Source organism: Pseudomonas sp. BYT-1 (assembly GCF_023611805.1).
GTDB lineage: Bacteria > Pseudomonadota > Gammaproteobacteria > Pseudomonadales > Pseudomonadaceae > Aquipseudomonas > Aquipseudomonas guariconensis.
Genome location: NZ_CP072559.1, coordinates 2134648 through 2157630, shown reverse-complemented (window position 1 = coordinate 2157630; position 22983 = coordinate 2134648). Strand labels below are relative to the sequence as shown.

48 protein-coding genes and 1 tRNA gene are annotated in these 22983 nt (G+C 60.2%); 29 read left to right on the top strand and 20 right to left on the bottom strand.

Annotated features, from left to right (window positions below; all coding sequences use genetic code 11):
* Positions 1-51: 51 nt before the first annotated feature.
* Positions 52-540 carry a hypothetical protein gene (locus J5X93_RS09995; protein WP_250034726.1) on the top strand — a complete coding sequence of 163 codons (489 nt, stop codon included), beginning with the start codon at positions 52-54 and terminating at the stop codon, positions 538-540.
* A 42-nt stretch (positions 541-582) separates the two neighbouring features.
* Here J5X93_RS09995 and J5X93_RS09990 read toward each other — a convergent pair whose 3' ends face one another.
* From J5X93_RS09990 to J5X93_RS09905, 18 genes are all read right to left on the bottom strand, one after another.
* Complete coding sequence (locus tag J5X93_RS09990; protein WP_250034724.1) at positions 583-852, bottom strand: hypothetical protein; 270 nt, start codon at positions 850-852, stop codon at positions 583-585.
* Positions 852-1163, bottom strand: a complete 312-nt coding sequence (locus J5X93_RS09985) for a peptidase M48, Ste24p (RefSeq protein WP_250034722.1) — start codon at positions 1161-1163, stop codon at positions 852-854. The genes J5X93_RS09990 and J5X93_RS09985 overlap by 1 nt, the downstream gene beginning before the upstream one ends.
* 174 nt (positions 1164-1337) lie before the next feature.
* The gene (locus tag J5X93_RS09980; protein WP_038409512.1) at positions 1338-1847 is read right to left on the bottom strand and encodes an acyloxyacyl hydrolase; all 510 of its coding nucleotides are present in this window, start codon (positions 1845-1847) and stop codon (positions 1338-1340) included.
* A gap of 215 nt (positions 1848-2062) precedes the next feature.
* Positions 2063-2599, bottom strand: a complete 537-nt coding sequence (locus tag J5X93_RS09975; RefSeq protein ID WP_250034720.1) for an HNH endonuclease — start codon at positions 2597-2599, stop codon at positions 2063-2065.
* A complete protein-coding gene (locus tag J5X93_RS09970; protein WP_250034718.1) occupies positions 2596-3141 on the bottom strand; it encodes a hypothetical protein in 546 nt (181 codons plus the stop codon). Before J5X93_RS09970 ends, J5X93_RS09975 begins: the two co-directional genes overlap by 4 nt.
* A complete protein-coding gene (locus J5X93_RS09965; protein WP_200885760.1) occupies positions 3138-3284 on the bottom strand; it encodes a hypothetical protein in 147 nt (48 codons plus the stop codon). Before J5X93_RS09965 ends, J5X93_RS09970 begins: the two co-directional genes overlap by 4 nt.
* Positions 3281-3886 carry a recombination protein NinG gene (locus tag J5X93_RS09960; protein ID WP_250034717.1) on the bottom strand — a complete coding sequence of 202 codons (606 nt, stop codon included), beginning with the start codon at positions 3884-3886 and terminating at the stop codon, positions 3281-3283. Before J5X93_RS09960 ends, J5X93_RS09965 begins: the two co-directional genes overlap by 4 nt.
* A complete protein-coding gene (locus J5X93_RS09955) occupies positions 3883-4353 on the bottom strand; it encodes a hypothetical protein (protein ID WP_250034706.1) in 471 nt (156 codons plus the stop codon). Before J5X93_RS09955 ends, J5X93_RS09960 begins: the two co-directional genes overlap by 4 nt.
* Positions 4346-4873 (bottom strand): ead/Ea22-like family protein, encoded by a 528-nt coding sequence (locus J5X93_RS09950; protein WP_250034703.1) that lies wholly within the window; start codon positions 4871-4873, stop codon positions 4346-4348. Before J5X93_RS09950 ends, J5X93_RS09955 begins: the two co-directional genes overlap by 8 nt.
* The gene (locus tag J5X93_RS09945) at positions 4873-5067 is read right to left on the bottom strand and encodes a hypothetical protein (RefSeq protein WP_250034700.1); all 195 of its coding nucleotides are present in this window, start codon (positions 5065-5067) and stop codon (positions 4873-4875) included. Before J5X93_RS09945 ends, J5X93_RS09950 begins: the two co-directional genes overlap by 1 nt.
* Entirely contained in the window at positions 5067-5828 is a 762-nt protein-coding gene (locus J5X93_RS09940) for a replication protein P (protein ID WP_250034692.1), read from the bottom strand. Before J5X93_RS09940 ends, J5X93_RS09945 begins: the two co-directional genes overlap by 1 nt.
* Positions 5825-6580 carry an LvrA C-terminal domain-related protein gene (locus tag J5X93_RS09935; protein WP_250034690.1) on the bottom strand — a complete coding sequence of 252 codons (756 nt, stop codon included), beginning with the start codon at positions 6578-6580 and terminating at the stop codon, positions 5825-5827. The genes J5X93_RS09940 and J5X93_RS09935 overlap by 4 nt, the downstream gene beginning before the upstream one ends.
* Positions 6577-6930 carry an HNH endonuclease gene (locus J5X93_RS09930; RefSeq protein WP_250034681.1) on the bottom strand — a complete coding sequence of 118 codons (354 nt, stop codon included), beginning with the start codon at positions 6928-6930 and terminating at the stop codon, positions 6577-6579. Before J5X93_RS09930 ends, J5X93_RS09935 begins: the two co-directional genes overlap by 4 nt.
* Positions 6927-7379, bottom strand: a complete 453-nt coding sequence (locus J5X93_RS09925; RefSeq protein ID WP_250034679.1) for a hypothetical protein — start codon at positions 7377-7379, stop codon at positions 6927-6929. The genes J5X93_RS09930 and J5X93_RS09925 overlap by 4 nt, the downstream gene beginning before the upstream one ends.
* Positions 7376-8224: a Rha family transcriptional regulator gene (locus tag J5X93_RS09920; RefSeq protein WP_250034677.1), complete on the bottom strand. Its 849-nt coding sequence runs from the start codon at positions 8222-8224 to the stop codon at positions 7376-7378. Before J5X93_RS09920 ends, J5X93_RS09925 begins: the two co-directional genes overlap by 4 nt.
* Before the next feature lie 77 nt (positions 8225-8301).
* Complete coding sequence (locus tag J5X93_RS09915; protein ID WP_151883371.1) at positions 8302-8508, bottom strand: hypothetical protein; 207 nt, start codon at positions 8506-8508, stop codon at positions 8302-8304.
* A gap of 18 nt (positions 8509-8526) precedes the next feature.
* The gene (locus tag J5X93_RS09910) at positions 8527-8727 is read right to left on the bottom strand and encodes a hypothetical protein (protein WP_060476701.1); all 201 of its coding nucleotides are present in this window, start codon (positions 8725-8727) and stop codon (positions 8527-8529) included.
* Between the two features lie 30 nt (positions 8728-8757).
* On the bottom strand, positions 8758-8997 hold the full coding sequence (locus J5X93_RS09905) for a helix-turn-helix domain-containing protein (RefSeq protein ID WP_151883370.1): 240 nt from the start codon (positions 8995-8997) through the stop codon (positions 8758-8760).
* 83 nt (positions 8998-9080) lie between these two features.
* On the opposite strand from J5X93_RS09905, the gene J5X93_RS09900 reads away from it, so the two are divergent.
* From J5X93_RS09900 to J5X93_RS09815, 18 genes are all read left to right on the top strand, one after another.
* Entirely contained in the window at positions 9081-9833 is a 753-nt protein-coding gene (locus tag J5X93_RS09900; RefSeq protein WP_250034881.1) for an XRE family transcriptional regulator, read from the top strand.
* 2 nt (positions 9834-9835) lie between these two features.
* Entirely contained in the window at positions 9836-10075 is a 240-nt protein-coding gene (locus J5X93_RS09895; protein WP_250034674.1) for a hypothetical protein, read from the top strand.
* 71 nt (positions 10076-10146) lie between these two features.
* Positions 10147-10419: a hypothetical protein gene (locus tag J5X93_RS09890; protein ID WP_182815840.1), complete on the top strand. Its 273-nt coding sequence runs from the start codon at positions 10147-10149 to the stop codon at positions 10417-10419.
* A complete protein-coding gene (locus J5X93_RS09885) occupies positions 10416-10907 on the top strand; it encodes a hypothetical protein (RefSeq protein WP_250034672.1) in 492 nt (163 codons plus the stop codon). The genes J5X93_RS09890 and J5X93_RS09885 overlap by 4 nt, the downstream gene beginning before the upstream one ends.
* A 184-nt stretch (positions 10908-11091) precedes the next feature.
* Entirely contained in the window at positions 11092-11400 is a 309-nt protein-coding gene (gene bamE / locus J5X93_RS09880; protein ID WP_232858308.1) for an outer membrane protein assembly factor BamE domain-containing protein, read from the top strand.
* 354 nt (positions 11401-11754) lie between these two features.
* On the top strand, positions 11755-12051 hold the full coding sequence (locus tag J5X93_RS09875) for a hypothetical protein (RefSeq protein ID WP_250034670.1): 297 nt from the start codon (positions 11755-11757) through the stop codon (positions 12049-12051).
* Positions 12052-12071: 20 nt separating this feature from the next.
* Positions 12072-12275, top strand: a complete 204-nt coding sequence (locus J5X93_RS09870) for a hypothetical protein (protein ID WP_250034668.1) — start codon at positions 12072-12074, stop codon at positions 12273-12275.
* Between the two features lie 74 nt (positions 12276-12349).
* Positions 12350-12452, top strand: a tRNA-Ser gene (locus J5X93_RS09865).
* Between the two features lie 406 nt (positions 12453-12858).
* A complete protein-coding gene (locus J5X93_RS09860; RefSeq protein ID WP_250034666.1) occupies positions 12859-13275 on the top strand; it encodes a hypothetical protein in 417 nt (138 codons plus the stop codon).
* Complete coding sequence (locus J5X93_RS09855; RefSeq protein ID WP_250034664.1) at positions 13272-13475, top strand: hypothetical protein; 204 nt, start codon at positions 13272-13274, stop codon at positions 13473-13475. Before J5X93_RS09860 ends, J5X93_RS09855 begins: the two co-directional genes overlap by 4 nt.
* Positions 13472-13642: a hypothetical protein gene (locus J5X93_RS09850; RefSeq protein WP_250034662.1), complete on the top strand. Its 171-nt coding sequence runs from the start codon at positions 13472-13474 to the stop codon at positions 13640-13642. Before J5X93_RS09855 ends, J5X93_RS09850 begins: the two co-directional genes overlap by 4 nt.
* A 290-nt stretch (positions 13643-13932) precedes the next feature.
* A complete protein-coding gene (locus tag J5X93_RS09845) occupies positions 13933-15057 on the top strand; it encodes a coiled-coil domain-containing protein (protein WP_250034660.1) in 1125 nt (374 codons plus the stop codon).
* A gap of 7 nt (positions 15058-15064) precedes the next feature.
* Positions 15065-16009 carry a recombinase RecT gene (locus J5X93_RS09840; RefSeq protein ID WP_029885837.1) on the top strand — a complete coding sequence of 315 codons (945 nt, stop codon included), beginning with the start codon at positions 15065-15067 and terminating at the stop codon, positions 16007-16009.
* Complete coding sequence (locus tag J5X93_RS09835; RefSeq protein WP_207936446.1) at positions 15996-16625, top strand: lambda exonuclease family protein; 630 nt, start codon at positions 15996-15998, stop codon at positions 16623-16625. Before J5X93_RS09840 ends, J5X93_RS09835 begins: the two co-directional genes overlap by 14 nt.
* Positions 16622-17134: a hypothetical protein gene (locus J5X93_RS09830; protein ID WP_250034658.1), complete on the top strand. Its 513-nt coding sequence runs from the start codon at positions 16622-16624 to the stop codon at positions 17132-17134. The genes J5X93_RS09835 and J5X93_RS09830 overlap by 4 nt, the downstream gene beginning before the upstream one ends.
* Positions 17131-17325, top strand: a complete 195-nt coding sequence (locus tag J5X93_RS09825; protein WP_084854850.1) for a hypothetical protein — start codon at positions 17131-17133, stop codon at positions 17323-17325. Before J5X93_RS09830 ends, J5X93_RS09825 begins: the two co-directional genes overlap by 4 nt.
* Positions 17326-17366: 41 nt before the next feature.
* Positions 17367-17714 carry a DUF7740 domain-containing protein gene (locus tag J5X93_RS09820; protein WP_250034656.1) on the top strand — a complete coding sequence of 116 codons (348 nt, stop codon included), beginning with the start codon at positions 17367-17369 and terminating at the stop codon, positions 17712-17714.
* Positions 17689-18063, top strand: coding sequence for a hypothetical protein (locus J5X93_RS09815; RefSeq protein WP_250034654.1), 375 nt, complete (start codon positions 17689-17691; stop codon positions 18061-18063). Before J5X93_RS09820 ends, J5X93_RS09815 begins: the two co-directional genes overlap by 26 nt.
* A gap of 7 nt (positions 18064-18070) precedes the next feature.
* Here the strand turns inward: J5X93_RS09815 and J5X93_RS09810 are convergent, their stop codons facing one another.
* The gene (locus tag J5X93_RS09810) at positions 18071-18277 is read right to left on the bottom strand and encodes a hypothetical protein (RefSeq protein ID WP_250034652.1); all 207 of its coding nucleotides are present in this window, start codon (positions 18275-18277) and stop codon (positions 18071-18073) included.
* A 112-nt stretch (positions 18278-18389) separates the two neighbouring features.
* On the opposite strand from J5X93_RS09810, the gene J5X93_RS09805 reads away from it, so the two are divergent.
* From J5X93_RS09805 to J5X93_RS09795, 3 genes are all read left to right on the top strand, one after another.
* Positions 18390-19103, top strand: a complete 714-nt coding sequence (locus tag J5X93_RS09805; protein WP_250034649.1) for a hypothetical protein — start codon at positions 18390-18392, stop codon at positions 19101-19103.
* Between the two features lie 82 nt (positions 19104-19185).
* Entirely contained in the window at positions 19186-19536 is a 351-nt protein-coding gene (locus J5X93_RS09800) for a hypothetical protein (protein WP_250034647.1), read from the top strand.
* A 48-nt stretch (positions 19537-19584) separates the two neighbouring features.
* Entirely contained in the window at positions 19585-20325 is a 741-nt protein-coding gene (locus J5X93_RS09795) for a Lar family restriction alleviation protein (RefSeq protein ID WP_250034645.1), read from the top strand.
* 47 nt (positions 20326-20372) lie between these two features.
* Here the strand turns inward: J5X93_RS09795 and J5X93_RS09790 are convergent, their stop codons facing one another.
* Complete coding sequence (locus tag J5X93_RS09790; protein ID WP_012273082.1) at positions 20373-20672, bottom strand: hypothetical protein; 300 nt, start codon at positions 20670-20672, stop codon at positions 20373-20375.
* A gap of 182 nt (positions 20673-20854) precedes the next feature.
* On the opposite strand from J5X93_RS09790, the gene J5X93_RS09785 reads away from it, so the two are divergent.
* From J5X93_RS09785 to J5X93_RS09755, 7 genes are read left to right on the top strand one after another with little or no spacing between them, the layout of a single operon-like run.
* Positions 20855-21184 carry a hypothetical protein gene (locus tag J5X93_RS09785; RefSeq protein ID WP_013971285.1) on the top strand — a complete coding sequence of 110 codons (330 nt, stop codon included), beginning with the start codon at positions 20855-20857 and terminating at the stop codon, positions 21182-21184.
* Positions 21181-21447, top strand: coding sequence for a hypothetical protein (locus J5X93_RS09780; protein WP_250034643.1), 267 nt, complete (start codon positions 21181-21183; stop codon positions 21445-21447). The genes J5X93_RS09785 and J5X93_RS09780 overlap by 4 nt, the downstream gene beginning before the upstream one ends.
* Positions 21444-21767: a hypothetical protein gene (locus J5X93_RS09775; protein ID WP_250034641.1), complete on the top strand. Its 324-nt coding sequence runs from the start codon at positions 21444-21446 to the stop codon at positions 21765-21767. The genes J5X93_RS09780 and J5X93_RS09775 overlap by 4 nt, the downstream gene beginning before the upstream one ends.
* Positions 21764-22162: a DUF2591 domain-containing protein gene (locus J5X93_RS09770; RefSeq protein ID WP_250034639.1), complete on the top strand. Its 399-nt coding sequence runs from the start codon at positions 21764-21766 to the stop codon at positions 22160-22162. The genes J5X93_RS09775 and J5X93_RS09770 overlap by 4 nt, the downstream gene beginning before the upstream one ends.
* Positions 22152-22370: a hypothetical protein gene (locus tag J5X93_RS09765; protein WP_250034636.1), complete on the top strand. Its 219-nt coding sequence runs from the start codon at positions 22152-22154 to the stop codon at positions 22368-22370. Before J5X93_RS09770 ends, J5X93_RS09765 begins: the two co-directional genes overlap by 11 nt.
* Before the next feature lie 55 nt (positions 22371-22425).
* A complete protein-coding gene (locus J5X93_RS09760) occupies positions 22426-22749 on the top strand; it encodes a hypothetical protein (protein ID WP_250034633.1) in 324 nt (107 codons plus the stop codon).
* A 39-nt stretch (positions 22750-22788) separates the two neighbouring features.
* Positions 22789-22965, top strand: coding sequence for a hypothetical protein (locus J5X93_RS09755; RefSeq protein ID WP_180962760.1), 177 nt, complete (start codon positions 22789-22791; stop codon positions 22963-22965).
* Positions 22966-22983: the final 18 nt, after the last annotated feature.

Sequence of the window (22983 nt, the reverse complement as noted above, 5' to 3'; positions counted from 1 at the left end):
CCTCGCTGGGGCAGTATTTAAGGTGATGTGAATTTTACTGAGGGACTAGGTATGCAGTTCGCTTCTGTTGCAAAGGCGTCGGTCCTTGCACTCGCCATTGCAGCCGTCTCGGCAGCCGGCTTTTCGGCAGTCAGATCCGGCCTAGACGTCTATCAAAAGTCCGTCGAGTTTTCACAGGCTCAATGGGACAAAAACATAACCATGAAACCAGATCACGTGACGCCTGATGACCAACTGCTATCTGCAGCAAAGTTCATCTATGCATGGGCCCTCGGAAAGGACAGCCTGTTCTACAGGCTAGACCCTGGCCAAACCAGCCCGCTGGATGCCCTCTTGGCGGCTTTGGATGCCTGCGCAAGAGTTCCCAGCCATTATCAGGACGACCAGGCGGCCACCTTAATTATTCGCGTTCCCGAAGCGCCTTGGGAAGCGCGCCAGCTAGTCGAGACAGTGAGGCGGCACGCCATCGCCTACACCATTGACGCCGGCACTGATTTTATTGAGATCCCGTTTATCTTCATGGGCCAATCTAGTCTCTGAAACCGGCGCCACGAAATGGCACATGTTGGTTTGTGGTGCGCCCTACCCCGGCTGGAACACATGCCCTCGCCGGGCGACCGCATACAGGACGATCCCCAGCTTGAGGATCACGCCGTACAGGGTGGGCACATGGCCGTTCATGGCCAGGACGAACGAGCCGAACGCGCCGATGGCGACTAGGTAGAACGCGACGGCGAGCAGCGGGTGATCCATCGGGCGAATCCGCCGGAGGTAGTCGCAGGCTGCGATCACCACCAGGACGCTCAGGAATGCATTGGCGCCGATCAGGACTTGAATCAGGGTTGAGCTCATCAGGTAGCCCCCTTGGCTCCGAACTGACTCACCACCGACTTCAGGACTGGGATGATGTTCATTGCCAGTAGCCCTATCAGAAAGGCCACGCCGTATTGGGTTTCTCCGCTTGTGCCAAGGTTGAAGTAACTGATGGCGAGCGGGGTGCAGAACACTGCAGAAGCGAAGCCGGTGAAGAACGCGGCGACCGCCTGGCCACGGGTGAGGCCGCGCAGGAAGGTCAGCGAGAGGATCGCTCCTGCGAAGCCGCCAATGATCACGCCGTACTTCACCAGCAGGACGCCGGCAGTCGTGCTTGCTGGTTCGGCCATGAGTGGTTCCTAAAAAATGACCCGATTTAGACCCTTATTAGGGCGCGGGCAAGTAAAAACGGTACACAGAGAGTCAGTTACATGGCCAACAGGCTCTATGCCAGGCATCGGCCGGTATGATTACCTAGGCACAAAAAAGCCCGCACAGGGCGGGCAAAGAGGGATCGTGCTTTTTTAAATCTGGTGGCTGTAGAACAGCGAGTACGACTCGATACCGTCGTTGGGCTGCTTAATGCCAGCGTTGGAGTAGTGAATCGCTCGGATGCCAACCTTCTGCGTCTCGCCGATCTTCAAGCCCGCACCGATGCGGTCTTCGAAGTTGAAGGCCGAACCAAAGTCCTGGTCACCTGCGGACGTACCAGAGAAGACCGCCAGGCCGATGCCAGCCTCAACGAATGGCTTCACGTTACCGCTGCCGAACTCGTAAACGAAAACTGGCGCAAAGGACAGCGAGTGAGCGCCACCGGAAGCATCTCCTGCTTCCCAATAGGTATACCCAGCATCCCAGTAACCGGTTAGACGGCCAGTACTGGATTCAAACCAGCTTTTGTCCCAGTTAAAGCCAACGCCTGCACGCGCCGTAATGCCGCCTTGACTTGTCGCACCCAGCGCCCCGGAAAGCTCAGCTGCTCCGGCAGACGCAGCGACAAGGGACAGTGCTGCAGCAGCTAGAACGGTTTTCATAATCACGGTCTTCCATGTTTGTTTAGTTAGCAACCTATCAGAATCATAGCGCCATCAAAACGTTCCGTGCTACACAAAAAAAATCTGACCTCGCCAGAGGTGGCGTCGGGCCTCTTGAGGGCCTCTTCGGGCAATAAAAAACCCGGCTCATTGGCCGGGTTTCTTTTCGTCACTCCTCAACACGCGCAGGAATGACAGGATGGTGGTAATACTGATCATTTGATCATTAAATTGCAAGCCTCTTCTGCGATATATCCATGAACCCCATGATTGGCAAACTCACCATGCGCCTCGATCCTGGCTATGCGCACGGCTTTCTCTGCTTCCTCCTTGGTCTTGTACCGCTTCATGAAAACAGGCTTGCGATTGACCGCAACTTGCGCAGTCCAGCTCCCGCCGGAAAAACTAACCCCCTTTACGCCCGACTTGTTGCTGATAGGCGTCTGCGAGTTGTGGGCATTCTGCGCAGGCGTAGCTATCCGCAGGTTGGAGATCGCATTGTTCAGCCTATCTCCATCCTTATGGTCAATATGTCCGTCCGGCCATTCTCCATGCACGTAGAACCATGCAAGCCGGTGAGCGAGGTATCTTTTCCCGCCGACGTTAACCACCTGATACCCGGAGTCATCAACGACATACCCCACCAAGACCCACTTGTACCCCTTGCGCTTTGATCCTACCCGCTTCTCAAAAACGCCAGCCATGCGGCTGTAGTGGTACCGCTCCCTGAGCTTTTCGTGCGTGATTGTCATGCGGCATCTCCAATCAGCAGGCCTTCCGCCTCCAGAATGTGCTGAGCCTCAACCAGGGCGTCGTTGACCTCCTTCTCCAGGGCTTTCCTGATCCCGTTCCGCCACCGACGAAGAGTCGACTCGGGTCGGCCATCGTTGTCCCAGTTCGACATGTCGTACCAGGCCGCCGGCAGGACGCTCGTGCTGCGCTTGCCATCTACCCCAGGCAGTTTGGGCATGGCCCAGGTCAGGATCGCGCAGTGGCGGAAACGCTCCGGTGCCGGCGAGCGATGAGAGCGGGTGATTTCCTCGATCGCGGCGTGCTTGCGGTCGACGTGCGTCGAATACTTCGCCACCAAGTGCCGCCAGTGCTCCGAGGTGAGGTTTTTGTGCAGCCGGCTGAACACCATGCAGTCGAAGAGGAAGGCAGCCTCCTTGCCCACGATGGCGCCCTTCTGCTTCGCCGCTTGGACCTTCGGCTCGAAGTCGCAACCGCCCGCGCTGTTGATCGTCTCGGCCGCCAGGGCGCGGACCACTGCCGATACCACGTTCTGATAGTTCACTGTCCACCCCCTGCCCGCTTGGCCTTTCTCAAAATGAATTCTTCGTAGCTGCGCTTGCGGCGCACTGCGCCTGCCCAGGACAAAGCCACACCACCCACCACCATGAGGGCGGCCAAAATCAGAAATCCCCATGCTGGTGTCATGCTGCTGCCCTCCTCAGGTCTTTGAGCTTCTGCCTGTACAGGGCCTTGATGGCCTGCAGGTCTTCGATGGTCAGGCGCTGGGGCTTATGAGGCCCTTCGAGCCAATCCACCTTGTCGGAGCCGATGCGCTTTACCAACCGGATGCGATACTCGACCGCGTTCCCCGACAGGTTCCGGTTGCACTTCACGCACTGGCGGTGGACATTGAGCGGCTCGAAGCGCAGCTCCGGGCAGGCTCCAACCGACCGGTAATGCCCGGCGTCCCAGCGGCTGCCGGTGATGAGGTCGTGGTCGCTGGGCACCGAGTCGCAGCTGATACACGGCAGTCCGGCGTCACGCTCGCGGATGTAAGCGTTGAACGCGGTCTGGGCCTCGGCCATGTGCTCACGGCGGGTCTTCAGCTTCTCCCGGCGCTCCTGAAGGTCCTGGCGGGCCTGCTTCGTGATGGCCTTGGCCGCGATCTTCTGCAGCTTCGGTTCCTTGGCTATGGCCTTGGCACAGGCGATGCTGCACACCTTCTGCGTGGTCATGGACGGCTTGAAGTGCTTGCCGCAGCCAGGCGCCTTGCACTTCTTCGGTTTGATCTCCTTGGCCAGGGTCATGCCGCCTCCTCGTTCAGCAGGTCACTGAACACAACACCCTGCGGCGCGAACTCGGCGACGATGCGGTCGGTGTACTGGCACCCCTGGGCCCGGTCGAACAGCCGAGTGACCGGGAAGCCATCCGGACCGAACATCGCGCACGGCCCCATCAGGCGAAGCTTCACCTCATACGTCAGGTGGATGAACGACTCGGCCCAGCCAGTGCGGAACTCAGCGCAGCCGGCGCGCATGATCGGCACACCGAAGTGCAGCTTGCAGTACCGGCGCACGTCCTCGATGTCGCCCATCTCGGTGCTCTTGGCGATTCGGTCGTATATGGCGAACCACAGAGCGTTCTGGTCCAGGGTCCGATCCTTGCCCGGACGCATGGTGACCACGACGAACTTCTTGTCGCGGAACATACGGGTGAGCATGGTCACAGCCTCGGAGAGCTTGGCCTGGCTGTTGACGCTGATCTTCTCAGCCATGGCTCGCCTCCTTGGCCATAGCCTCAAGTGGGTGAGGGATACGAAGCGGTTCAACAGGAACAACTCGCTGGTTCACGCCTGCGAACGCCTGCGCAACTGGGGTCATCTTTGGGCAGGGCAGCCCGCTAAGGCCGTGGTGATACTCTCCACACGCCAAGCACTTGTTCGAGGCGCGGAAGTCCTGCGGTGGAACATTCTTCAATGGCCACAGATCAGCGATCTGTTTGCGCAGCGCCTCGTTATCGGCCTTGAGCCGGATGTTTTCCTGCATGTACTCCATGTGCTTGTCGAAGCTGCCAATAGGATCGCCTTTCGCAGATTCCAGCCGCTCGATCTCCTCAAGCAGGGCCAGGACAGTGGCAGGACTGGCGGCGGCGATGAACCGGCTGTCATCATGGTGTAGGCCATGGGTTTCTCCGGTCTTGTCGTCGCAATAGCGCAGATCGCCAGCGGCATACCACTCATCGCTGCCTGCAGCCTCAGCCATCGCTTTCAGGTCGCGCATCTTGTTGGTGTCCATCAGTGCTTCTCCCAAGGCAGGAAAATGGCCGAAACTGCTACGCGGATCTCTCGAAAATCGCGCCGGTTCTGCCAAAGGATCGCTACGGAGTAAATCAGTGGCATGAACGGGAGCAGGGCCAGCAGGTACAGACGCGCAAGCCATGGGTGGCGAATCATCCAGGCCCGCGCTCCGCGCGGATTGAACTTACGCATCACACCCCCTCCCCGGCCGGCTGCCCGGCGCGCTTGATGTTCAACTTGGCCAGCAGGTGCGCACGGCACGCAGCGGCGCTGGTTGGGATCTGCTGGACCTCCAGCAAGCGAACCTGGCGCTGGCTTGCGTGCTCGTCAGCCAGCTGGGCGGCGCTCTTCTGGCTGTCGTGGCCTATGCCGGTGGCGATGTCGCCCAGTGGCTCGCCGGCGACCAGCATGCGGATGGTGATGTCGTAGGCCCGGGCGAATACCTTCTCGGCCCGCTCCACCTCCATCGACCCAAGGTTATGCGCCTCGCACTGCAGGGCCGCATGGCGCACCGCTGCGTGCGTCCAAACACGGGAACCTGCCCTGCTGGGGTGGAAATTCTCCAGCGCCTCTGCCAGGGCCCTCGCAAGCGGCGGAATGCCCATATCTTCCGGGGTGGGCTGGCACAGCTTGATGAACTTGCCGCTGCTCGGAGCGAAGTCGGTACCCAGCACCCGGCACTTCTGGATGCCGAAGCGGATCTGCTCGAGCGTGTTGATGCCAGCGGCGACGAAGGACTTGATCCAGCTGCGTTTGGCAGCCTTCAGCGCTTCGTCGTCGGGCCATGCCTGCTTCCACGCCGGGAATATCGCCTGCAGCTCCTTGAACATGGCGTTCACCACTTCGGTAGTGCCCGGGTCCAGCTGCTTGGCCGGGGCCTGCGCCTCGGCTGGCAGGTTGCGAGCCGTGGCCATGATCTGCGTAACGCTGCGCAGTTTCGGTTGTGCGGTCATAAGCCCCCCAGGTCATCAGCCCAGCTGGTGTCGTTGAAGTCGGGACCGCTGGCCTGGCGCCGGGATGCGAACGGGGCGGCGCCTGCCGGCTGTGGCAGTTCGTCTTCCCAGCGCTTGCCGTTCAGCCAGGTGGCGGCGTGCGGGATATACTGGCCGCCGTCCTTGGTCCAGTCGGTCGACACGGTCCAGGCAGCCAGGGCCTTGGCCATCAGGTCGAACAGGTCAGCACCGACCTTGATCTTCGCCCAGGCCTTCTTGGCGTCGGCCTTGCCAACCTTGCGCGGGTAGATCTTCCAGAAGCGTTCGAAGTCCACCAGATCGCTTTGGCGAGCGTCGGTACTTGCTCCCTTCAATCCTTGCTTACCTTCAATACTTACTAGTGTCGGATTTGCCGGATACGGCTGAGCCGGAAGCGGTTCAACCGGATACGGCAAAGCCGGAAGCGGTGTTTCCGAAACGACGTAGTGGGTTTCGCCCAGCAAACCGGATTCGCCACGGTCCTGACGGCGCTGGACGTAGCCAGCGGTGATCAGCTCCTGCAAGAGGCCGTACACGCCGTCACGACCGGTCGGCTTCGACGACTTGGCGGTCTCGTTGCGCAGGTGAGTGACGGACACGGCCCAGTGGTCGGGCTTGCCCAGCAGGAAGACCAGCAAGCCACGGGCAGCCCAGCTCAGGCGCCCGTCCTCGCTGATCGACTTGTTGAGCATGTAGAAGTTGGCTTCGGGGCGAGGCGCGCGGATGATGCTCATGCCATCACCTCAAAATGGAATCTGTGTTCCTTGTCGAAGCCCAGGACCGGGAATGCACCGGCATCCTTCAGGCACATCAGCTGGGAATGGCCAAAAATCGCCACGCCAGTGACTTTCTTGGCGGTCAGGTACATGCGGTAGTGCTCAAGCGTCTTCGTGCCCTTTGAAGCGTTGCAGGAGTGACAGGACGGCATGAGGTTGCCGAGGTCGTTCGAGCCTCCCAAGGACTTAGGGAAAACGTGGTCTATGTGGAAATCTTCTTCGCACAGGTTGTCGCCGCAGTACGCGCAGTGCCCGTTGGTTTTGGCGTACACCTTGACGCGCTTGAATGGAGAGATGGATTTGCTCATTGGCCGCTCTCCTCTGCGCTCTGCTCTGCGCACTCGCACGGCATCAGGATTGGCTCTCCCCACGGCTGAACTCCACCCGAGTCAGTCAGTCCTGTGTCACTGCACTTTGGACAGACTGGTGGCTCTGCGTACTTGACCAGAGCGGAATCGATGCGTTTTGCCATAGCGCTGAGCGAGCCATTCCAGTCCCTGCCGTTCCGTACTTCACGAAGCAGCGCGCACAGGGTTTCCATATCCCGGCGCAGTTGGCGGTTCTCGGCTCGAACACAATCATCCTGAATGGCTGCGTCATCATGCATGGTGAGGTAGAGTTGCAGCTTCGCAACCTCTTCTTCGAGCAGGTCATAGGCCTCTGCCATCACTACATAGGGGCCGCAAGGGTCGTAGCTGATGCGATTTCCCTCTTCCGAAAGCATCGTGACGACTTGATAACGATGGATTTCGCTCATGCTGCACCCCGCACGGCCTTGTCGTGTGTGTGCAGGCCGTCCCAGTTCTTCTTCATGGGCAGCTCGCCGGCCAGGTACAACTCGTAGAGGCGCACGGCGCCCTTGCGCAGCAGGATCGGCGTGTAGCTGATGAACGCCTCTTTCCCGTGCGGGGTTATCTCCTGCTGGTGCTCGGTCATGTACTTGTCGCGGGCATAGGCGGCAACACGGTAGCGGGTACCGGACTTGCTCTCGTTGTAGAGCCAGTTTCGGCGCTCGAGGAAGTGGCCGACCTGCATGACGTTGACCCCATTGAGGCCCTTGCAGAACTGGACGTGGCTCATGCCTTCCTTGAACAGGTTCTCCAGGTGGTCGATCTTTTTGGCCTGGGCCTGGACCTGGACGGTGAGCAGGACGCGGGCTTTCTCCGATTCCAGCGCCATCTGGAGGATTTCTAGCTTGCTGAGGTCGGCGGGCTGGGCCGGGGCGGCTTTCGCCAGGCGCCAGAACTCCTTGACCAAGCGCTTCTTGAAGTCGCGAACGATCGAGGTGTTGCGCATGTAGGTAAGTAACAGGGTCGCTTGCTGCTCATTAAGCAACGCGATCTCGCGGGACTGCATACCGCCTGCGGTCTCGAAGGGTTCGATTTGGAATCGCACCCCTCCAAACTCGCTGAAGTCGGCCTGGTACTTGCGAACCAAGGCAATCACGCTGGCGTGCTCGTTGCCGGTTTCGTGAGCGATGGTGCCGGTGGTGGTCACCGCCTCACCGTCGACGATGGCCACAATTGGAGTTCGCGCCACGAAATCGTGGTTCGCATTTTGTGGCGCGAGGGCCACGGTATTGATTTGGCTACCAAGGTGCATATATGATTGCCTCGCACATGTGTTACGAATGCAGTACAAGAAACCGGGCGGCCACCCGGTTTTTTTGCGCCTGCGGTTTAGGTGTCACTTTTGAGGCCCTCTTTAGGGGCCAATTGGTACAGCTTCGCTTTGGGCCTACCGACCATCGCCGGCCCTCCCATTGCCAGGAACTCGATGGCAATCGCCTCAAGTGCCTGATCAATGCTCAAGCCCTTCTTCAAGGCGAAAGCACTGATCCTTCTCTTTGCACCATCACTCAGGTGCTCGTAGTCGATTTCGGGCACGTGACCTCCATAGGGCCCCTAGGCCGCGCTAGACTGCTTGTCGTCCTTGCTCAGCGCTTCAATCGCACCGTTTTCCACGGCCCACTCGATCATTTCGTAGAGGTAGGTCGCGTGCTGCATCTCTGCGCGCTCTGCTGCCCTGGCCAGGATGCGGTCCAGGGTTTTGTTGAAACGGACCTTCCGAGGCGTATCACGCTTGTGGGATTGGTCTGCGTACATGCGGGTACTGCTCCTTGCGGTTGAAATGGGTTAGGCGGCGGACTTGGTTGGCGCGGTGACAGCTAGAAGGCGCTGAGCCTTGAACGGCTTGCCATTGGCCTTGGCCAGGACTGCGATCTTTTCCGCGTAGCTGGTCTCGCCGGTGTATTCGGTGCGCGGGAGGCAGCCAGCGGTGAGCCACTTGTAGACGGCGCGCGGCGTTTTCCCGCAAGCGAGCGCAACGGCAGTTACGCCGCCTGCGTCATCGATTGCCTTCTTGAGCTCCTGCATGGGGCCTCCAAACGAAATATGAACTGTCAGTACATATTATGTCGGAACTGAAAGTACATGCAAGCGCGTGCGATATTGAACCTATGGTTCAGATAGAAGAAATACGCGCAGCCTTCGCGGCACGCCTGAGGGAAGCCCTGCTCGCCAACGACATTCCGTCGTGGGGCGCTGGTGCTCGTCTTGCGAAACTTGCCGGCGTTACGCCGAAGGCAAGCAGCAAGTGGCTGAACGGAGAGTCAATGCCGGGCGGCGCCAAGATGCTTGCCCTGGCATCCGCGCTCAAGGTCCGGGTCGAGTGGCTGGAGTATGGGCGCGGTGGAATGCGGGATGGCGATCATGAAGCCCCGAAGCCATTGGCTTCACAGCCCGCCGACATTCCCGCCTTCCCTACTGAAGATGACGAAGAAGACGCGTACGTACACATCAAGCAGTACACCGCCCTTGTTTCGGCGGGGCCAGGTCAATCCAATGACCACGTCGAGGTCAGGGGGACGCTCGCATTCAAGCGCGAGTGGATCCGGTTCATGGGCCTTAACCCGAGGAACCTGAAAGTAATTTACGCGCAGGGCTCAAGCATGGAGCCAACCATAAGTGATCGCGACGTATTGCTGATTGATGAGTCACGGATCGATCCTGTAGACGGCCAGGTGTTCGCGCTCTTCAGCGAGAACAAGGGTGCCATCGTCAAACGCCTTATCTTCTCCGACCTAGAGGGATGGATAATTCGGAGCGATAACCCAGACAAAGCACTCTATGCAGATCTCAAGGTGCCGGACGGAGAGATTCATGAGCACCGAATCCTTGGTCGCGTAATTTGGCGTGGCGGAGTCCTCTAGCCATGCCCCTAACCAAGCCCAACCAAGAACTCCGCCGCGACCTTCAGGGCCTGGCCTCCGACCTGAAATGGTCAGCGGTCGAGCTGGTGCGGATTGCTGAACGACTGAGCCTGGCCGGAAACGAGCACGACGCCCAGGCAGTGATCAGGATCTGCCAGGTTATGCAGGCTGCGGAGGATCGGTTGGTGGGGTATGGGGATGAGGTAAAGGCTCGGCGGATTGAGCGACACAAGGCTGATTAGCTCCTCCTCCGACACAAGATGAATCCAATTTTTGAGAGATCCCCGGAGATTTGCTTTAGGATGGCTGCTAGATGAGCTCTACCAAGGATGATGCCGCAAGCGGCTCCATGCTTAAGGATTTGTCGCTGGCGATTGACTCGTTCAAGGGGCTCCTGGAAATGATCTACGCCAAATCGGCGTACTTAGGCCATTTCTGCGTCATCATGATCATTGTCTGCCCCGCCTATGCTATCTACACTTGGGGAAAGATTGGGAAGCCCGAGCGCGCTGCTGACGAAAAGGCTGAGAAGGCCTTCAAGAAAAAGCTAGCCAAGGGCAAGAAATCTGGAGGTAAAGGGAAATGATCGAATTTGTCGTCGCAAGCCTGCTGGCAGCTACCACTGTCGGCTATTGGGCGCTTTGCAGATCCCGATCCCTTCCTTTGAGGGAGAAGGCATCTCAACTGGTTACCGAGTACATCGAGCGCGATGATGTGTCGGAAGCAGACGCTCAGTCGATGTTCGGGGCCTATTTCATGGCTACCAAGTGCTGGTTCTTACCGCTGGCCGTGATTCTGTCGATTGGGCTCATTCCCTACATTGCATTGGTCAGCAAACCTGGTGACAAGCCGACCCCGGATGACAAGCGCAAGATTATGGCCAGCTGCATGCTGTTCCATGTTGTGCGAAACCCTCTCATATCCGTTGTCTGCCTTTCCGTTATTTTCATATGGACAATGCTCTTTGTGGCCGGCGGCCTACTAACTCGCAGAATCACCTCTGTTCCCTCTCTAGGCCAGGTTCTCGATATTTTGAGCATATTGAGGCCAGAAAGAGATAGGCATGCACATTGATGGTAAAGCCCGCCTAGGCGGGCTTTTTCATGCCTTAACGCTTTTTTCACGCCCTGCCCTGCACAGTGAAGGCTCATCCGATTTCCCTACGTTAGCCCGCGCTTCCCAGCGGGCTTTTTTACGCCTGCGTGATGGCTCAAGGCCAGAGTGGTAGGATGGCGACTCAATTCACAGGGAGGTCGCCATGCTTCGCCACATCCACCGCTTTCTTCTCGCTGCCGTAGTCGTCGCTCTGGCTGGGTGCGCCGGCACACCATTCACCTTCGGCCAGGCCAGCCAGGTTAAGGTCGGCATGACCGAGGATCAGCTCTACGAGATCATGGGTAACCCCTACATGGTCACATCCAGGGAAGAGGGCCAGATGTGGATCTACAGCCATGCCACCGCCTTCAGTGGCGCTAAGACCGTATCCTTCGAGACGAAGGACGGCAAGGTGACCAAAGTTCCGTACATCCCGAAGGACTTCATCGCCAAACCAAGCCCTGATGAGTGATTCAACCGATTCCATGAAGCCCGCCTAGCGCGGGCTTTTTTGTGGGCGCGAGAAAAATGTGTACTTTTGGTACTTGACGACTGTGAACCACTGGTACATATTTACACCCATCGAGGCGCTACACAGCCCCTCGGGAGGCCCTCAAGGCCACACACGACTGGTGAAGCCGCCAGATAGCACGGGATCAGCGAAGTGATCTCCCAGCCCCGGAAAGCGGGACCGACTGGAATCAAGTTCTTTGACAGATGAAGCGCCGATGCTGCCGCCAGTAGCGGGCTGAGGCGTACGGACCACGAGATTCACTGAAGCACCTGGGCGACCGGGTGCTTTGGGAATCCACTGGAGGAACACAGCATGAGCATCACATTCGACGCAGATAGCGTCAGCGTGGAAAGCGTTGGCAGGAACAGCCAAGTGCGCGTGACGGTTGACGCCCAACCTCGCGAGATCGCTGCCGAACTGGATATCGACGACCGCCTGCACGACCTGGAGCCGCACGAGATCGTGAACCACATAGGCGCCGGCAAGTTGCTGGAAACCATGGACGAGGCCGAGATTTCCGAATGGCTTTCCAGCAGTAGCGCAGACCCGAACGATTTCCTCAGCGCTATCGGTGAGGAGACGGTCTTGAAGTGGCTCAACAACGAGTAACCGCCTTGGAGGGAAATACGATGGCCTGGATACTCAACAGCGCCAACAAGCCGGTAGAGGCCGCAATTGGCAGTCCTGAACAGGTCGCCACCAAGGGTGATTGGTTCCTCACCTATGAGCTGGCACTGCAAGCCCAACGCCAGCGCTGCAAGCACGAAACGAAGCTTGGCCACAGCGGCACGGGTCGGGTGTTCTGCGCTGACTGTCGCAAGCTGTTCAACTGAACAACCAGCGCCACGTCCGCCTGACGTTAACTGCCCGATGCCCTGCTCCCCATCGCAGGCTGCATCGGAGTGAATTCGGCGTAGACGAATCGGTAGAGTCACTGGCCTTGAAAAACGCCTATTTAGGCTAAGCGCCAGGGAAAACACTGCGTGCGGGTTCGAATCCCGTCGTCGAATTCACCCCGATGCATCCCGCCCCCCCCCCTTCTTGAGTGCCGCTGCTCTTCCAGCGCGCGATCACCGGAGGATTGAGCCATGAAGTAAGCCAACGCTACGACTCGTGAGACGCAGTAAGCCTGAAGGCTGCGCTCAATACCTGTCAGGCAGCGGAAAGCAGGGCCGACGATGTGACCGCGCATCAGCCTTAGGGCAGGCCCAACCGAAATGACGATGTGTACCGCAGGCGAGTCCGAGGGCATCAGCTGGCCAGACTCGACGCATCCCGGGCAGCGCCGGGCGCCTGCATCCCCTTCCCTTGACATACGACCGCATTGGCAGGCGCCAGGCCGCCTTTCACGGTGGGTTTGGTCACCCGCGCCTGGCTCCTGGCCAATGCGGCCGCACAACCAATCTGGAGGACGCTATGGGCGCACTTCGAGCAGCACAATGGCGGTATGACCATGCTGAGCCGGATGACGACTCGGCGCATCAGGAAGCGGCGCAGAACTGGATCGAGAGCAAGGCCGAGGAGCTGGTAGGCGGCTGCGACGTTCTGATCCCGCAGCGCTTTGGTGGCCCGGTAGGGGTGCGCCAAGAGCAGTTCGTGGCCAAGGTCGCCGAGCACCTTCGGTCGCTGCAGGAAGCCGAGCAGGACGACATCACCGCCCTTGCCCAGCTTCTTCTACAGGCACTGACCGGCGGCCCGGTGAAAAGCATGGTCGAGGACATCGTCGGCCAGAGCAATCACGCAAACGGCAAGCTGTACGAGATCGCCGAGGCAATGCTTGAGCAGTACGTCGACCAGGGCCTGAGCTACGACGCCGACGAGGCAAGGCTATGAGCCCTCACAGCATCGCTACCAGCGCCATTGAGGCCGCGATCGAGACGATGCTTCTGCCGGGCTCTGGCCCCGTGGAGGACGCCAAGGCCGAAACACTGGTGGTCGCCTACTTCTCCCTCTTGGCCATCGACTCCAACGAGTTCAAACACTACTGCGAGCGCATCCGGCGAATTGCCGATCGGCGCAAGGAGGCTGCATGATCACTCCACCAGTGAAGTCCCTGATTGACGAACAGCTCGAACAGATCGAGCGCAGCCTGGCCATTATCGGCGTGGGCCTGCCGCGTGAATGGCCAGTGCAGAAGCTGCGCCCGGAGATCGTAGCGGCGCTCAAGGCCGGTCAGATCGCTGTGAGGCCCCGGCCATGACCAGTAACCAGCGTGCCCGCCGAATCTCCACTTGGCGTGGTTCCTTCATCGCCCTCACCTTCTGCACTGGCTGGCTCCTCCTTAGCGCACTGGCCGGCAGCATCACTTCCTGAATCACACGCACCCGAGTACGGCGGGCCCCGCTGGGGATAACCGTGCCCGCAAGGGAGCGTAAGCCGGTAGAGCGCGCAACCATCACCGGCAGCCAGGGCCCGGACCAACCCTCCGTCGCTGGGTGACCTGGCATTCCCCTTTCAACTGACGGCGCCGGCCTGGCGCGAGGTTTTCTAATGTCCGCAGAACAGAAACTGATCGCGATCGAAGAGATCAGCGAGGCGAACGCCCCGGCCATCTACGTGGCCGGCGGCCTGCAGCAATTCATCGACCTGGTAAAGGCCGAGATCGAGGGCGAAGTTCCGGATCTGACCACCCGCAAGGGTCGCGAGCGGATCGCCAGCTTGGCCGCCAAGGTCAGCAAGTCGAAGACCGCCGTCGAGAAGCCTGGCCGCGACTACCTGCGCCGGCTGAAGGAAATGCCGAAGGTGGTCGAGGCCGAGCTGCGCGAGTTCGTGACCACGATGGACGCGCTGCGGGACGAGACGCGCCGGCCGCTCACCGAGTGGGAGCAGGCAGAAGCCGCCCGTGTCGCCCGGCATGAGCAAGGCATTGCAGCCATCAAAGCGGAAGGCGCCGAACTCGGCCTGCTGACCGCCGAGGACCTTCTGGCCAGGATCGGAAGGGTTGAAGGCGTTGTCCTGGACGACGCCTGGGAGGAATTCACCGCCGAGGCCGGACAGGTGAAAGACCAAGTGCTAGCTGTGCTTCGTGAAGCTCTGGCGGCCCGGCAGAAGTACGACGCAGAGCAGGCCGAGCTGGCCCGGCTGCGCCGCGAAGCTGAAGAGCGCGCCGAGCAGGACCGGATTCGAGCGGCACAAGAGGCCGCTGTCGAGGCCGAGCGCCAGCGCGTGGCCCAGCAACAGCAAGCAGAACGCGAAGCCGCAGCCCGCCGAGAGCAGGACCTGCTTGACCAGGCCGCTGCGCAAGAGCGCGAAGCTGAAAACCAGCGCCTCCAGCTCAAGTTGCAGGCCGAGCAAGCCGAGCGCGCCAGGCTTCAGGCCGAGGCCTACCGTGTTGCCGCCGAGCAGCGTGCTGAGCAAGAGCGCCAGGCTGCCGTCCGCCGGGCTGAAGAAGCTGCCGAGCAGGCCCGACAGGAGGAACGGCGCCGGGCCGACGCAGCTGCCGCCGAGATTGTCCGCCAGCAGGAAGCCCGCGAACGCGACGAAGCCCATCGTCGAAGCATCAACCGCGCCGCCCTGGAGGCCTTCGTGGCCGGCGGCATGACCGAAGAATGCGCCAAGCAGGCGATCACGCTGATCGCGCAGCGCAAGATCCCGAACATCACGATTTCCTACTGAGGTCGCCATGAGCCAAGCAGTAGCCATTATCTCGCAGGACATTTACGCGCAGCGGAATCAGTTCGCCAACGTGCTGACCGACCGTTCGCTGAATTTCGAGCGCGAGGCCGAATTCGCCATCCAGGTCATCACCTCGAGCGAGTACGCCACCAAGGTCGCGATGCAGAACCGGCAGTCGGTGGCCAATGCGATCACCAACATCGCCGCCATCGGTATCAGCTTGAACCCGGCCAAGAAGCAGGCGTACTTGGTCCCGCGAGACGGCCGCATCTGCTTGGACATCAGCTACATCGGCTTGATGGACCTGGCCATGTCGACCGGCGCCATACGCTGGGCCCAGGCTGAACTGGTCTACGCCGCCGACGCTTTCAGCCTGAACGGCTTCGACAAGCCGCCGACCCATTCCTACAACCCGTTCGCAAAGGATCGCGGCGAGGTGATCGGCGTGTACGTGGTGGTCAAGACCGCCGACGGCGATTACCTGACCGAAACGATGAGCATCGAGGATGTGAACGCCATCCGAGACAGGTCAAGCGCCTGGAAAGCCTGGGTCAGCAAGAACAAATCCTGCCCGTGGGTCACCGACCCTGGCGAGATGGCTAAGAAGACCGTGGTGAAACGCGGTTACAAGTACTGGCCGAAGACTGAGCGACTGGAGCAGGCGATTCACCACTTGAACACGGACGGGGGTGAGGGTCTGGCCAGCTTGGCTGGCTCGGCACCCACCGACCCCGAGATGGTGAACAACTGGATTGCACTGGCACAGAAGGCCGGCAGCCTGGAGGCACTGACTGATGTGTACCAGCAAGGCACTGCGGCCATGAAGCAGGCAAAGGATGCAACCGGACACGCTCGCTTCAAGGCCGAGGTCACCAAGCGCGCCGACGCCATCAAGGCAGAGGCGGCGCCCATCGAAGGCGAATCTGAGGAGGTGTTAGATGGAGCAGCGTAGCGCTGAATGGTTCGCGGCACGCCTTGGGTGCGTGACCGCCAGTCGAGTGAAGGACGTTATGGCGAGCGGCCGAGGTGGCGCGCCATCTGCGACCCGCAAGAACTACATGATGGAGCTGCTGTGCGAGCGCCTCACCGGCCAGCAAAGCGGACCTGACCTGTCCAACAAGCCTGCGGTGCAGCGCGGCGTCGAGCTTGAGCCATTTGCCTGCATGGCCTACGAGGCCGACAAAGGCCTGATGGTGGTCGAAACCGGCCTGGTCATGCATCCGACAATTGCTGGCTTTGGTGCGTCACCGGATGGTTTGGTAGGCGACGATGGCGTGCTGGAGATCAAGTGCCCAAACACTGCGACCCACATCGCCACCATGCAATCTGAGCGTCACGACCCGCAGTACGAGTGGCAAATGCTGGCCCAGATGGCCTGCACCGGCAGGGCCTGGGCAGACTTCGTCAGCTACGACGACCGCTTGCCAGAACCGCTTCAGTACGTTTGCCACCGCTTTGAGCGCGACTTCAAGCGCATCCGCGAGATGGAGTCAGAGATCAAGGCGTTTCTGGAAGAGCTCAGCGACCTGGAAAAGGAGATGCGCGAGCGAATGAAGGAGGCAGCATGAACCAATCCATCGACCTGGAGGCCGCAAAAGCGGCCTTCTTCGCGTCTGGCGGCCAGCTTGTCGTGCTGGAGGGCTTCACCTACCGGCCGCTGCCGCAGCGCAAGCACCCTGAGCCCAAGCCGAAGCGGGCCAAACCTGGTTCGTCCAAATCCGAACACCCGCAGCAAAGCCGTGCCAAGGCGCGCGCAGCACAAATCGCAGAGCTTGCCAGGACCATGAGCTGTGGAGAGGTCGCGAAACTTTTGGGGGTGACCAAGAGCGCGTTGTGGGGCGTTGCGGCACGGGAAGGTTTCAAGTTCTTCAAACCGCCACGCCAAGCGCAGCCGGTGAGAGACGTCGCCGCCCAGGAAGCTGCTGATCGGAAATTTGCTGATCGGATCATAGCTTTGCGCGACGCAGGCATGTCCCGCTGCCGTGTGACAGCGGAGCTGGGAATCGGAAACCGCAAACTGGAGCGGATCATTGCGGCCTTCGAGATCGACTTCCCGCTCAAACGGAGTAAGCCATGAGCAATCGCGGCGAGCACCCCAGCGTTTACTACGAAGGCCGGGACTGCCGCCGCGCCGGTGGCAGCAAGCTGGCTAACCCATTCGCCTCTCACACGTTCCACGGCTCCTGGTTTTTGGCCGGCTGGAACGACATGGACCTTGAGATTGAGCAGAAAAATCCGAAGCGCGCTGCAAAGAACAAGGCGGCGTGAGCACCTACACCTTACCCCAAGCGGCCTGCAGGAGGTCGAACATGGCATCACTTTTCGACGCATCAATGCGCAAGCCGGTGCGAAAGCTGTATATCACCCGCAGCGGCGGCCAGTACCGGCCTGATGATGTGGCCCTGGCCTTCGCGTTGAGCCTTCGAGTGCACGACAGCGCCGATCACCTGCGCAGGTTGGCTCGCCGCCTGGTGGACAAGGTCTGCCTGGAGCACCAGCCGAATATGAAGCGCCTGGCCCGCGAGCCGGACGACGCCAAGGTGTTCGACGCCGCGCTCAAGATCATCAACCGGGTGTGCGACCTGCTGGAGTACGCGCCTGGCACCCAGTTCGTGCGCAATGGAGGCGATGATGGCTCTGACGTCGAAGCAGCGTGACGATAAGCGCAAGGAGAAGGAAGCCAAGGCCGGGGTTGAAGAGCTGCGCATGAAGACCCGCGTCGGCACACGCCAGGCCCTGGCCGAGATCATGCAATGGGCCGAAGTCGAGGAAAACGGCGAGGCCATGACCCTGCTGATCCACCGCATCCATGAATTAGGGCCTGAAGCGGCCCGCCACTTCCTCAGTGCGCCGCGCCACGAAATCGTTGTGTCGGATTTTGTGGCGCGACGACTCGATCAGTTCAGGATCGGCCGGCAGATGCGCGAGCCAATCCTGGCGATCGGCGACAACCCAGACGACACGGGCGTCTATGTGATAGAGCACATGCAAGGAATGCAGATGTAGCAGAACCTCACCGGGAAGAGCTTTCAAAGCTGCCTGGAAGGAACATTGATCCTCCTCGGCGCTTCTTCTTGGGCTTCTTCTTGGAGCCAAGCGCTTTACGAAGCGCAGCCTTTGCAGCCTCATCGGCCGTTAGCTCAATTCCATCTGCTTCGGCAGCTGCTTTAGCGCTGTCGATGCCGCTGATGAATTTGCGAGTTCTCTTCTCGAAAACCATCTGGACGTCCTATATCCGGCCCCATGCCGGTCACCCGTAATACCCCATCCAAAACCAAATTGCCACCATGCCGCATCCGGCCACGGAGGGCGGCGCATGCATGGAGAAAGCCATGAAAGACCAAGAACGCTCCGAACTCGCCGCCCGCGTCGCTGAAGACCTGGCCCAGCACCAATACACCCAGCTGGTGAATGAGAACGGCGTCGAGGTTTGGCGCTGCCAGCGGCCGGGTACCCGGGTCTACCACTTCGATATCTGCGTCACTGCGTACGGCATGTCGATGTTCGGCGATATCGACGGACTGCTATGGCATGTCGGCGCCGACTACGGCATCAACTTCCTGCGCCACCAAAGCGACGGGTATCTGCACGAAAAACTGGAGAGCACCTGCAAGCGCGAGGTCATCGACTTCGACAGCATTCGCGATACGGTTTGCAGTTGCATCGTTGGCCGCATTGATGAGGAGTTTGATGCCGATCAGATCCCTGAGGAAATCAGCGGCATCCCGGACCAAGGGGCAACACTCGATCAGGCAGAGCTGCTGGCTGGATGGTTGCGCGACCAGGAAGAAGCCGGTGACCTCCGACTACCGTTCAGCGACCTGGCCGAGGTCATCGAGGAGGTTGAGACCTTCGCCGAAGGCCGGGATACCGAACTGGTGCTTGCCTACGATTTCCTCCAGAGCAATGAGTCGCTGATCGGCGGCAGCGACCTCTGGGAGACGAAGATCAGCAAGCCATGCCCGAACCTGATGGCACGCCTGTTCTACGTTCGCCACGCTGCCAACGCCATCATGGCGATCAAAGAGCAGGCCGCCGCCGCCTGAACCTCCAGCGCTGCCCGCCAGCGCCTTCCCCTATTCAACGATAACGCCTCCCCGGCGAGGGCGGCGCCTGCTTGGAGGCACCATGAAGATTCAGATCAGGACGCTCTACAAGTGCGGCTCCTGTGGCGACATCCACGACTATGAAGATGGAGCCAGGGAGTGTTGCCAGCCAGAAGTGGAGGAGATGTTCGAGTGCCCGGTCTGCAAGACCATCCACGACGGTGAGGACGAGGCTCGCTTGTGCTGCGGCAGCGACTCGATCAAGTGCCCGTCCTGCTATCGGGATCACTCATCCATCACGCTTTCGTTCCAGGCAATCAAGATCGCCGGCCACTGCACTACCTGCAACCCGATGTTCACCATCGACCAGCAGCAGGCCATTCAGGACCTGCATTACCACGAGACTGGGCGCCGAGAGCACCTTTTCGACTGACCGCCGGAGTTACCCATGCCCACAGAAAACCGATCCAGCAACACAGAGATGGTCAGCGACCTGCTGCCGTGCCCGTTCTGTGGTGAGAAGCCGCAGATCACGAAGCATCACCGCGAAGACATCTACAGCTTCATGCACCGCTGCCAGGTACTCGGCCCGATCAGTTGGGGCTTCCGCGAAGACCAGCAAGCGCACATCGAAAAATGGAATGCCCGGGCCAAGCCAGCCGGGCAGCACCAGGGCGATGCCATCGGCACACTGGTACGAGACTACAACGAGCGCATCGTTTTTACCCCAATCGGCGACCCTCACATAATTGACGATATGAAGGTCTATGCCCACGCCGACCCTCGCGAGGTTGAGCGGCTGCGCGCTGAAATCGAAGAGTGGAACAGAATCTTTGATATGCAAGAAGGAAAGATTGACGCCATACGCGCCCAGCTGGTCGAGCGGGATGCGCTGCTGCGAGAAGCCCATGAAGAACTGGTTTGCCGTGACAGTCCAGTCGCACAACGCATCATCGCTGCCCTATCCGCCAGCGCAGAGCCGAGCGCGCCGAAGTGCGAAACTTGTTCGGACCAGGGCATCGTCGGCAACATCCTGAACGCAGAAACCTGCATGGATTGCACCCCGAGCGCGCCGGTTGAGCGCGATGAGCGGGCGGCGTTTGAGAAGGGCTATCACAAGGATGCCCTGCACCGCGATGGCGACGAATATTCACGCATGGCTGTACAGATGGCATGGGAAGGCTGGCAAGCCCGCGCCGCCCTGGAGCGCAAGCCCTCCTAACCACTGGAGTACAAAAGTACTCCACTCAGCTGTAGCCCCTGTCCCCTCTATTTCGAGCAGGCGACTTTATCGAATTTCGGCTGGGTATCGGTGGCGATCCGGCGAGCCCGCCCCACTCCCCAGGCCAGAGCCCTGGTCATGGATTCGCCAGGTCGGGAATCGAAAGCCTCTTCGTGAAGGGCCATGCCACTCGCGGCATATACCCCAATGAACATCTGCGTGTTACCCGTTCGCGACAGGCGCACCTGAACATCAATGACCGTTCCATCCTCGAGTTCTTCGTCATGAGTTCGGTGGTGAAGCGTTGGATCAGCCCACTCCCAGAAAACTTCACCGCGAATCCTCATGTCGGCCTCCTACGATTTTAGTTGTATGCCACGGGTGAACTCTCACCATAGCCAAAGCGAGGCGAGACGCAATCTCGGTATCGCAGCTTGAGAACTGAATCGGACCACCGGCCGATTTTCTTGTACCGAACCCAACCACTTGTACAACTTACTGCCGCGATATGGCGGCTAAGGACGAAGTCATGCCTGAAGAAAAGCAACTGATCCAGCCGCTGCAGGTTGAGCGCGACGAATACGGCTTCTGGACCCACCCGGCCTGGCCGGACGACGGCGACGAATGCGCGCTTCCGTTCAGCTGGTTCGGCGACCACGGCCTGGAGTACTGCGTGGTCGAGATGGAAAACGACGGCCCGGAAGAACTGAATGCGGAATGGCTCGACGCCGGCGGCGACTATGACTGCACGCCCTGGCAGCCAAGCAAGCCGGTCGGTGATGGCTGGTTCACCTTCTCGATCCACGACACCGAAGACGGCCCTGTTTGCGTGTGGGTCCGCCACAAGGTGGCGGCATGACCCGCCTCGCCCTCTGCCTCCTGCTGCTGGCCACCGGCGCCAGCGCAGCAGAGCCACCCTACGGCCTCAAGGTATTTCGTGACGAAGCTCGGGGTATCACTTGCTACATGTATGCGCCCGGGCCCGGTGCTGCAATCGACTGCATTCCCGACAGCCAGCTGCAGGCCGGCAACCAGCGCCAGCTCTCCCCGCACGAAACACAACCAGAACCTACACCCGCTATGGCGCCTGGGCGCTGGATTGACGAGAGGTATCAGCTGTGAGCAAGAAGAAAACGCACTTCATCATCGTATCCAGCGATGAGCTGGAGGCCCTGCGCCAGGACAGGGCTCGCCTAAATGCCATCGAGTCCTGCTGCTGGGACGTCGTCTTCGAAAGCCATTCGAACGGCATGGACGGCGACTACACCATCGGCATCGAGATCGTTGGTCACTACATGGGCAAGCCCAACCGGCGCGTGCTGGGGGAGAACTACAACGAAAACCTGCGCGCCGCCATCGACCAGGCGCTCACCGCTGAGGCATACCCGCCAGAGCGCCCGGAGTACGACCAGTATGGTAATCCTGAGCGGAGACGAGCATGACCGACCTGATCGAAGTGAAGACGGCAGATCTCACCGGCCACGCGCTCGACTGGGCCGTTGCCCAGGCCGAAGGGCTTGAGGTCTTCCTGGTAGGACCTCAGTACAACGTGCCGTGGCGGGTGTTCTGGAAGAAGCGCGGCCAGGCGCTGGAGTGGGAGGTTCTCTACAACCCGCACGAAGACTGGAAGCTGGGCGGACCGCTGATCGAAAAACAAATGGTCAGCCTGCATTGCCCGCAGAGCACCGACGACGTTTGGGCCGGCTGGGTGATCACCGACAAGGGTGAGTTTTGCCAGGCCGGTGACATCGCCCTGGTCGCCGCATGCCGCGCCATCGTCGCCGCCAAGCTCGGCGATACCGTCCAGGTTCCGAAGGAGTTGATCCATGCCGACTGACAAGAACAGTGTTGAGGCGCTGATGAAGGATTGCCAGCGCGGCGTGCCAGGCAAGGGATCAGCGATCGAAACGGCCAACAACCTGCTGGCTGAGTGCTACGGCACGCTAGGCGGCCTGCTCAAGGTGATCGATGGCCTTCGCGCCGAAAATAAGCGCCTCGTTGAAGATCGCGACGGCCTGCTCGAATCCGGCGCCCACCTGCTGTAACCCCTCCCCCAACTACTCAAGCCCGCCGACATGCGCGGGCATGGAGAGCTACGCCATGACGAAAGAAGAACTGGCCGCCTTGCCTTCCAAGATCCGCATCGCTATCGAGGCCGGTAAAGCCGCAGCGGCAGCGTGCCCAGACGACGGCGGCAGCGCGAACCTGGACCGGGTAGTAATTCCGGTGCCGGGTCTTCGCGCCAGCCAACTGGCGGGGCTGCCTGGCTATGTTCAGAAGAAGAGCCGCTACCACCAGCAAGGTGTGCACCTCGATACGCCCTGGCCAGGCATCGGCAATCAGCACAGTGCAGGCGTGCAAGCGATGCACGCCTCGCTCAAGGCCCAGGGCGTCAACTGCTACGTCTACTACCAGGTCGACTAACCACCAACCTGCCGCCACCGGCGGCGTGGAGACCACCCCATGAACCAGTCCTCCTGCCTCATCACGAAACTACTGGGCCCTCCATACCGCAAGTTCGGCCACTGGTGGGTCGATGTCGAATACCGGTCTTTTGGCCGGACCAACAAAACACAGCTCATGTTCAGGACCCAGGAAGGCGCTAAGGCGGCCAGGGTTGGGCAGAGCTTTGTGGCCTGATCTGCCCTCAGGAGAACC

Excerpts from the sequence above, each read along its gene's own strand:
- J5X93_RS09995 (WP_250034726.1), top strand. The coding sequence starts at position 52 with ATGCAGTTCGCTTCTGTTGCAAAGGCGTCGGTCCTTGCACTCGCCATT.
- J5X93_RS09990 (WP_250034724.1), bottom strand. The coding sequence starts at position 852 with ATGAGCTCAACCCTGATTCAAGTCCTGATCGGCGCCAATGCATTCCTG.
- J5X93_RS09985 (WP_250034722.1), bottom strand. The coding sequence starts at position 1,163 with ATGGCCGAACCAGCAAGCACGACTGCCGGCGTCCTGCTGGTGAAGTAC.
- J5X93_RS09980 (WP_038409512.1), bottom strand. The coding sequence starts at position 1,847 with ATGAAAACCGTTCTAGCTGCTGCAGCACTGTCCCTTGTCGCTGCGTCT.
- J5X93_RS09975 (WP_250034720.1), bottom strand. The coding sequence starts at position 2,599 with ATGACAATCACGCACGAAAAGCTCAGGGAGCGGTACCACTACAGCCGC.
- J5X93_RS09965 (WP_200885760.1), bottom strand. The coding sequence starts at position 3,284 with ATGACACCAGCATGGGGATTTCTGATTTTGGCCGCCCTCATGGTGGTG.
- J5X93_RS09960 (WP_250034717.1), bottom strand. The coding sequence starts at position 3,886 with ATGACCCTGGCCAAGGAGATCAAACCGAAGAAGTGCAAGGCGCCTGGC.
- J5X93_RS09955 (WP_250034706.1), bottom strand. The coding sequence starts at position 4,353 with ATGGCTGAGAAGATCAGCGTCAACAGCCAGGCCAAGCTCTCCGAGGCT.
- J5X93_RS09950 (WP_250034703.1), bottom strand. The coding sequence starts at position 4,873 with ATGGACACCAACAAGATGCGCGACCTGAAAGCGATGGCTGAGGCTGCA.
- J5X93_RS09945 (WP_250034700.1), bottom strand. The coding sequence starts at position 5,067 with ATGCGTAAGTTCAATCCGCGCGGAGCGCGGGCCTGGATGATTCGCCAC.
- J5X93_RS09940 (WP_250034692.1), bottom strand. The coding sequence starts at position 5,828 with ATGACCGCACAACCGAAACTGCGCAGCGTTACGCAGATCATGGCCACG.
- J5X93_RS09935 (WP_250034690.1), bottom strand. The coding sequence starts at position 6,580 with ATGAGCATCATCCGCGCGCCTCGCCCCGAAGCCAACTTCTACATGCTC.
- J5X93_RS09930 (WP_250034681.1), bottom strand. The coding sequence starts at position 6,930 with ATGAGCAAATCCATCTCTCCATTCAAGCGCGTCAAGGTGTACGCCAAA.
- J5X93_RS09925 (WP_250034679.1), bottom strand. The coding sequence starts at position 7,379 with ATGAGCGAAATCCATCGTTATCAAGTCGTCACGATGCTTTCGGAAGAG.
- J5X93_RS09920 (WP_250034677.1), bottom strand. The coding sequence starts at position 8,224 with ATGCACCTTGGTAGCCAAATCAATACCGTGGCCCTCGCGCCACAAAAT.
- J5X93_RS09910 (WP_060476701.1), bottom strand. The coding sequence starts at position 8,727 with ATGTACGCAGACCAATCCCACAAGCGTGATACGCCTCGGAAGGTCCGT.
- J5X93_RS09905 (WP_151883370.1), bottom strand. The coding sequence starts at position 8,997 with ATGCAGGAGCTCAAGAAGGCAATCGATGACGCAGGCGGCGTAACTGCC.
- J5X93_RS09900 (WP_250034881.1), top strand. The coding sequence starts at position 9,081 with ATGGTTCAGATAGAAGAAATACGCGCAGCCTTCGCGGCACGCCTGAGG.
- J5X93_RS09895 (WP_250034674.1), top strand. The coding sequence starts at position 9,836 with ATGCCCCTAACCAAGCCCAACCAAGAACTCCGCCGCGACCTTCAGGGC.
- J5X93_RS09890 (WP_182815840.1), top strand. The coding sequence starts at position 10,147 with ATGAGCTCTACCAAGGATGATGCCGCAAGCGGCTCCATGCTTAAGGAT.
- J5X93_RS09885 (WP_250034672.1), top strand. The coding sequence starts at position 10,416 with ATGATCGAATTTGTCGTCGCAAGCCTGCTGGCAGCTACCACTGTCGGC.
- bamE (WP_232858308.1), top strand. The coding sequence starts at position 11,092 with ATGCTTCGCCACATCCACCGCTTTCTTCTCGCTGCCGTAGTCGTCGCT.
- J5X93_RS09875 (WP_250034670.1), top strand. The coding sequence starts at position 11,755 with ATGAGCATCACATTCGACGCAGATAGCGTCAGCGTGGAAAGCGTTGGC.
- J5X93_RS09870 (WP_250034668.1), top strand. The coding sequence starts at position 12,072 with ATGGCCTGGATACTCAACAGCGCCAACAAGCCGGTAGAGGCCGCAATT.
- J5X93_RS09860 (WP_250034666.1), top strand. The coding sequence starts at position 12,859 with ATGGGCGCACTTCGAGCAGCACAATGGCGGTATGACCATGCTGAGCCG.
- J5X93_RS09855 (WP_250034664.1), top strand. The coding sequence starts at position 13,272 with ATGAGCCCTCACAGCATCGCTACCAGCGCCATTGAGGCCGCGATCGAG.
- J5X93_RS09850 (WP_250034662.1), top strand. The coding sequence starts at position 13,472 with ATGATCACTCCACCAGTGAAGTCCCTGATTGACGAACAGCTCGAACAG.
- J5X93_RS09845 (WP_250034660.1), top strand. The coding sequence starts at position 13,933 with ATGTCCGCAGAACAGAAACTGATCGCGATCGAAGAGATCAGCGAGGCG.
- J5X93_RS09840 (WP_029885837.1), top strand. The coding sequence starts at position 15,065 with ATGAGCCAAGCAGTAGCCATTATCTCGCAGGACATTTACGCGCAGCGG.
- J5X93_RS09835 (WP_207936446.1), top strand. The coding sequence starts at position 15,996 with ATGGAGCAGCGTAGCGCTGAATGGTTCGCGGCACGCCTTGGGTGCGTG.
- J5X93_RS09830 (WP_250034658.1), top strand. The coding sequence starts at position 16,622 with ATGAACCAATCCATCGACCTGGAGGCCGCAAAAGCGGCCTTCTTCGCG.
- J5X93_RS09825 (WP_084854850.1), top strand. The coding sequence starts at position 17,131 with ATGAGCAATCGCGGCGAGCACCCCAGCGTTTACTACGAAGGCCGGGAC.
- J5X93_RS09820 (WP_250034656.1), top strand. The coding sequence starts at position 17,367 with ATGGCATCACTTTTCGACGCATCAATGCGCAAGCCGGTGCGAAAGCTG.
- J5X93_RS09815 (WP_250034654.1), top strand. The coding sequence starts at position 17,689 with ATGGCTCTGACGTCGAAGCAGCGTGACGATAAGCGCAAGGAGAAGGAA.
- J5X93_RS09810 (WP_250034652.1), bottom strand. The coding sequence starts at position 18,277 with ATGGTTTTCGAGAAGAGAACTCGCAAATTCATCAGCGGCATCGACAGC.
- J5X93_RS09805 (WP_250034649.1), top strand. The coding sequence starts at position 18,390 with ATGAAAGACCAAGAACGCTCCGAACTCGCCGCCCGCGTCGCTGAAGAC.
- J5X93_RS09800 (WP_250034647.1), top strand. The coding sequence starts at position 19,186 with ATGAAGATTCAGATCAGGACGCTCTACAAGTGCGGCTCCTGTGGCGAC.
- J5X93_RS09795 (WP_250034645.1), top strand. The coding sequence starts at position 19,585 with ATGGTCAGCGACCTGCTGCCGTGCCCGTTCTGTGGTGAGAAGCCGCAG.
- J5X93_RS09790 (WP_012273082.1), bottom strand. The coding sequence starts at position 20,672 with ATGAGGATTCGCGGTGAAGTTTTCTGGGAGTGGGCTGATCCAACGCTT.
- J5X93_RS09785 (WP_013971285.1), top strand. The coding sequence starts at position 20,855 with ATGCCTGAAGAAAAGCAACTGATCCAGCCGCTGCAGGTTGAGCGCGAC.
- J5X93_RS09780 (WP_250034643.1), top strand. The coding sequence starts at position 21,181 with ATGACCCGCCTCGCCCTCTGCCTCCTGCTGCTGGCCACCGGCGCCAGC.
- J5X93_RS09770 (WP_250034639.1), top strand. The coding sequence starts at position 21,764 with ATGACCGACCTGATCGAAGTGAAGACGGCAGATCTCACCGGCCACGCG.
- J5X93_RS09765 (WP_250034636.1), top strand. The coding sequence starts at position 22,152 with ATGCCGACTGACAAGAACAGTGTTGAGGCGCTGATGAAGGATTGCCAG.
- J5X93_RS09760 (WP_250034633.1), top strand. The coding sequence starts at position 22,426 with ATGACGAAAGAAGAACTGGCCGCCTTGCCTTCCAAGATCCGCATCGCT.
- J5X93_RS09755 (WP_180962760.1), top strand. The coding sequence starts at position 22,789 with ATGAACCAGTCCTCCTGCCTCATCACGAAACTACTGGGCCCTCCATAC.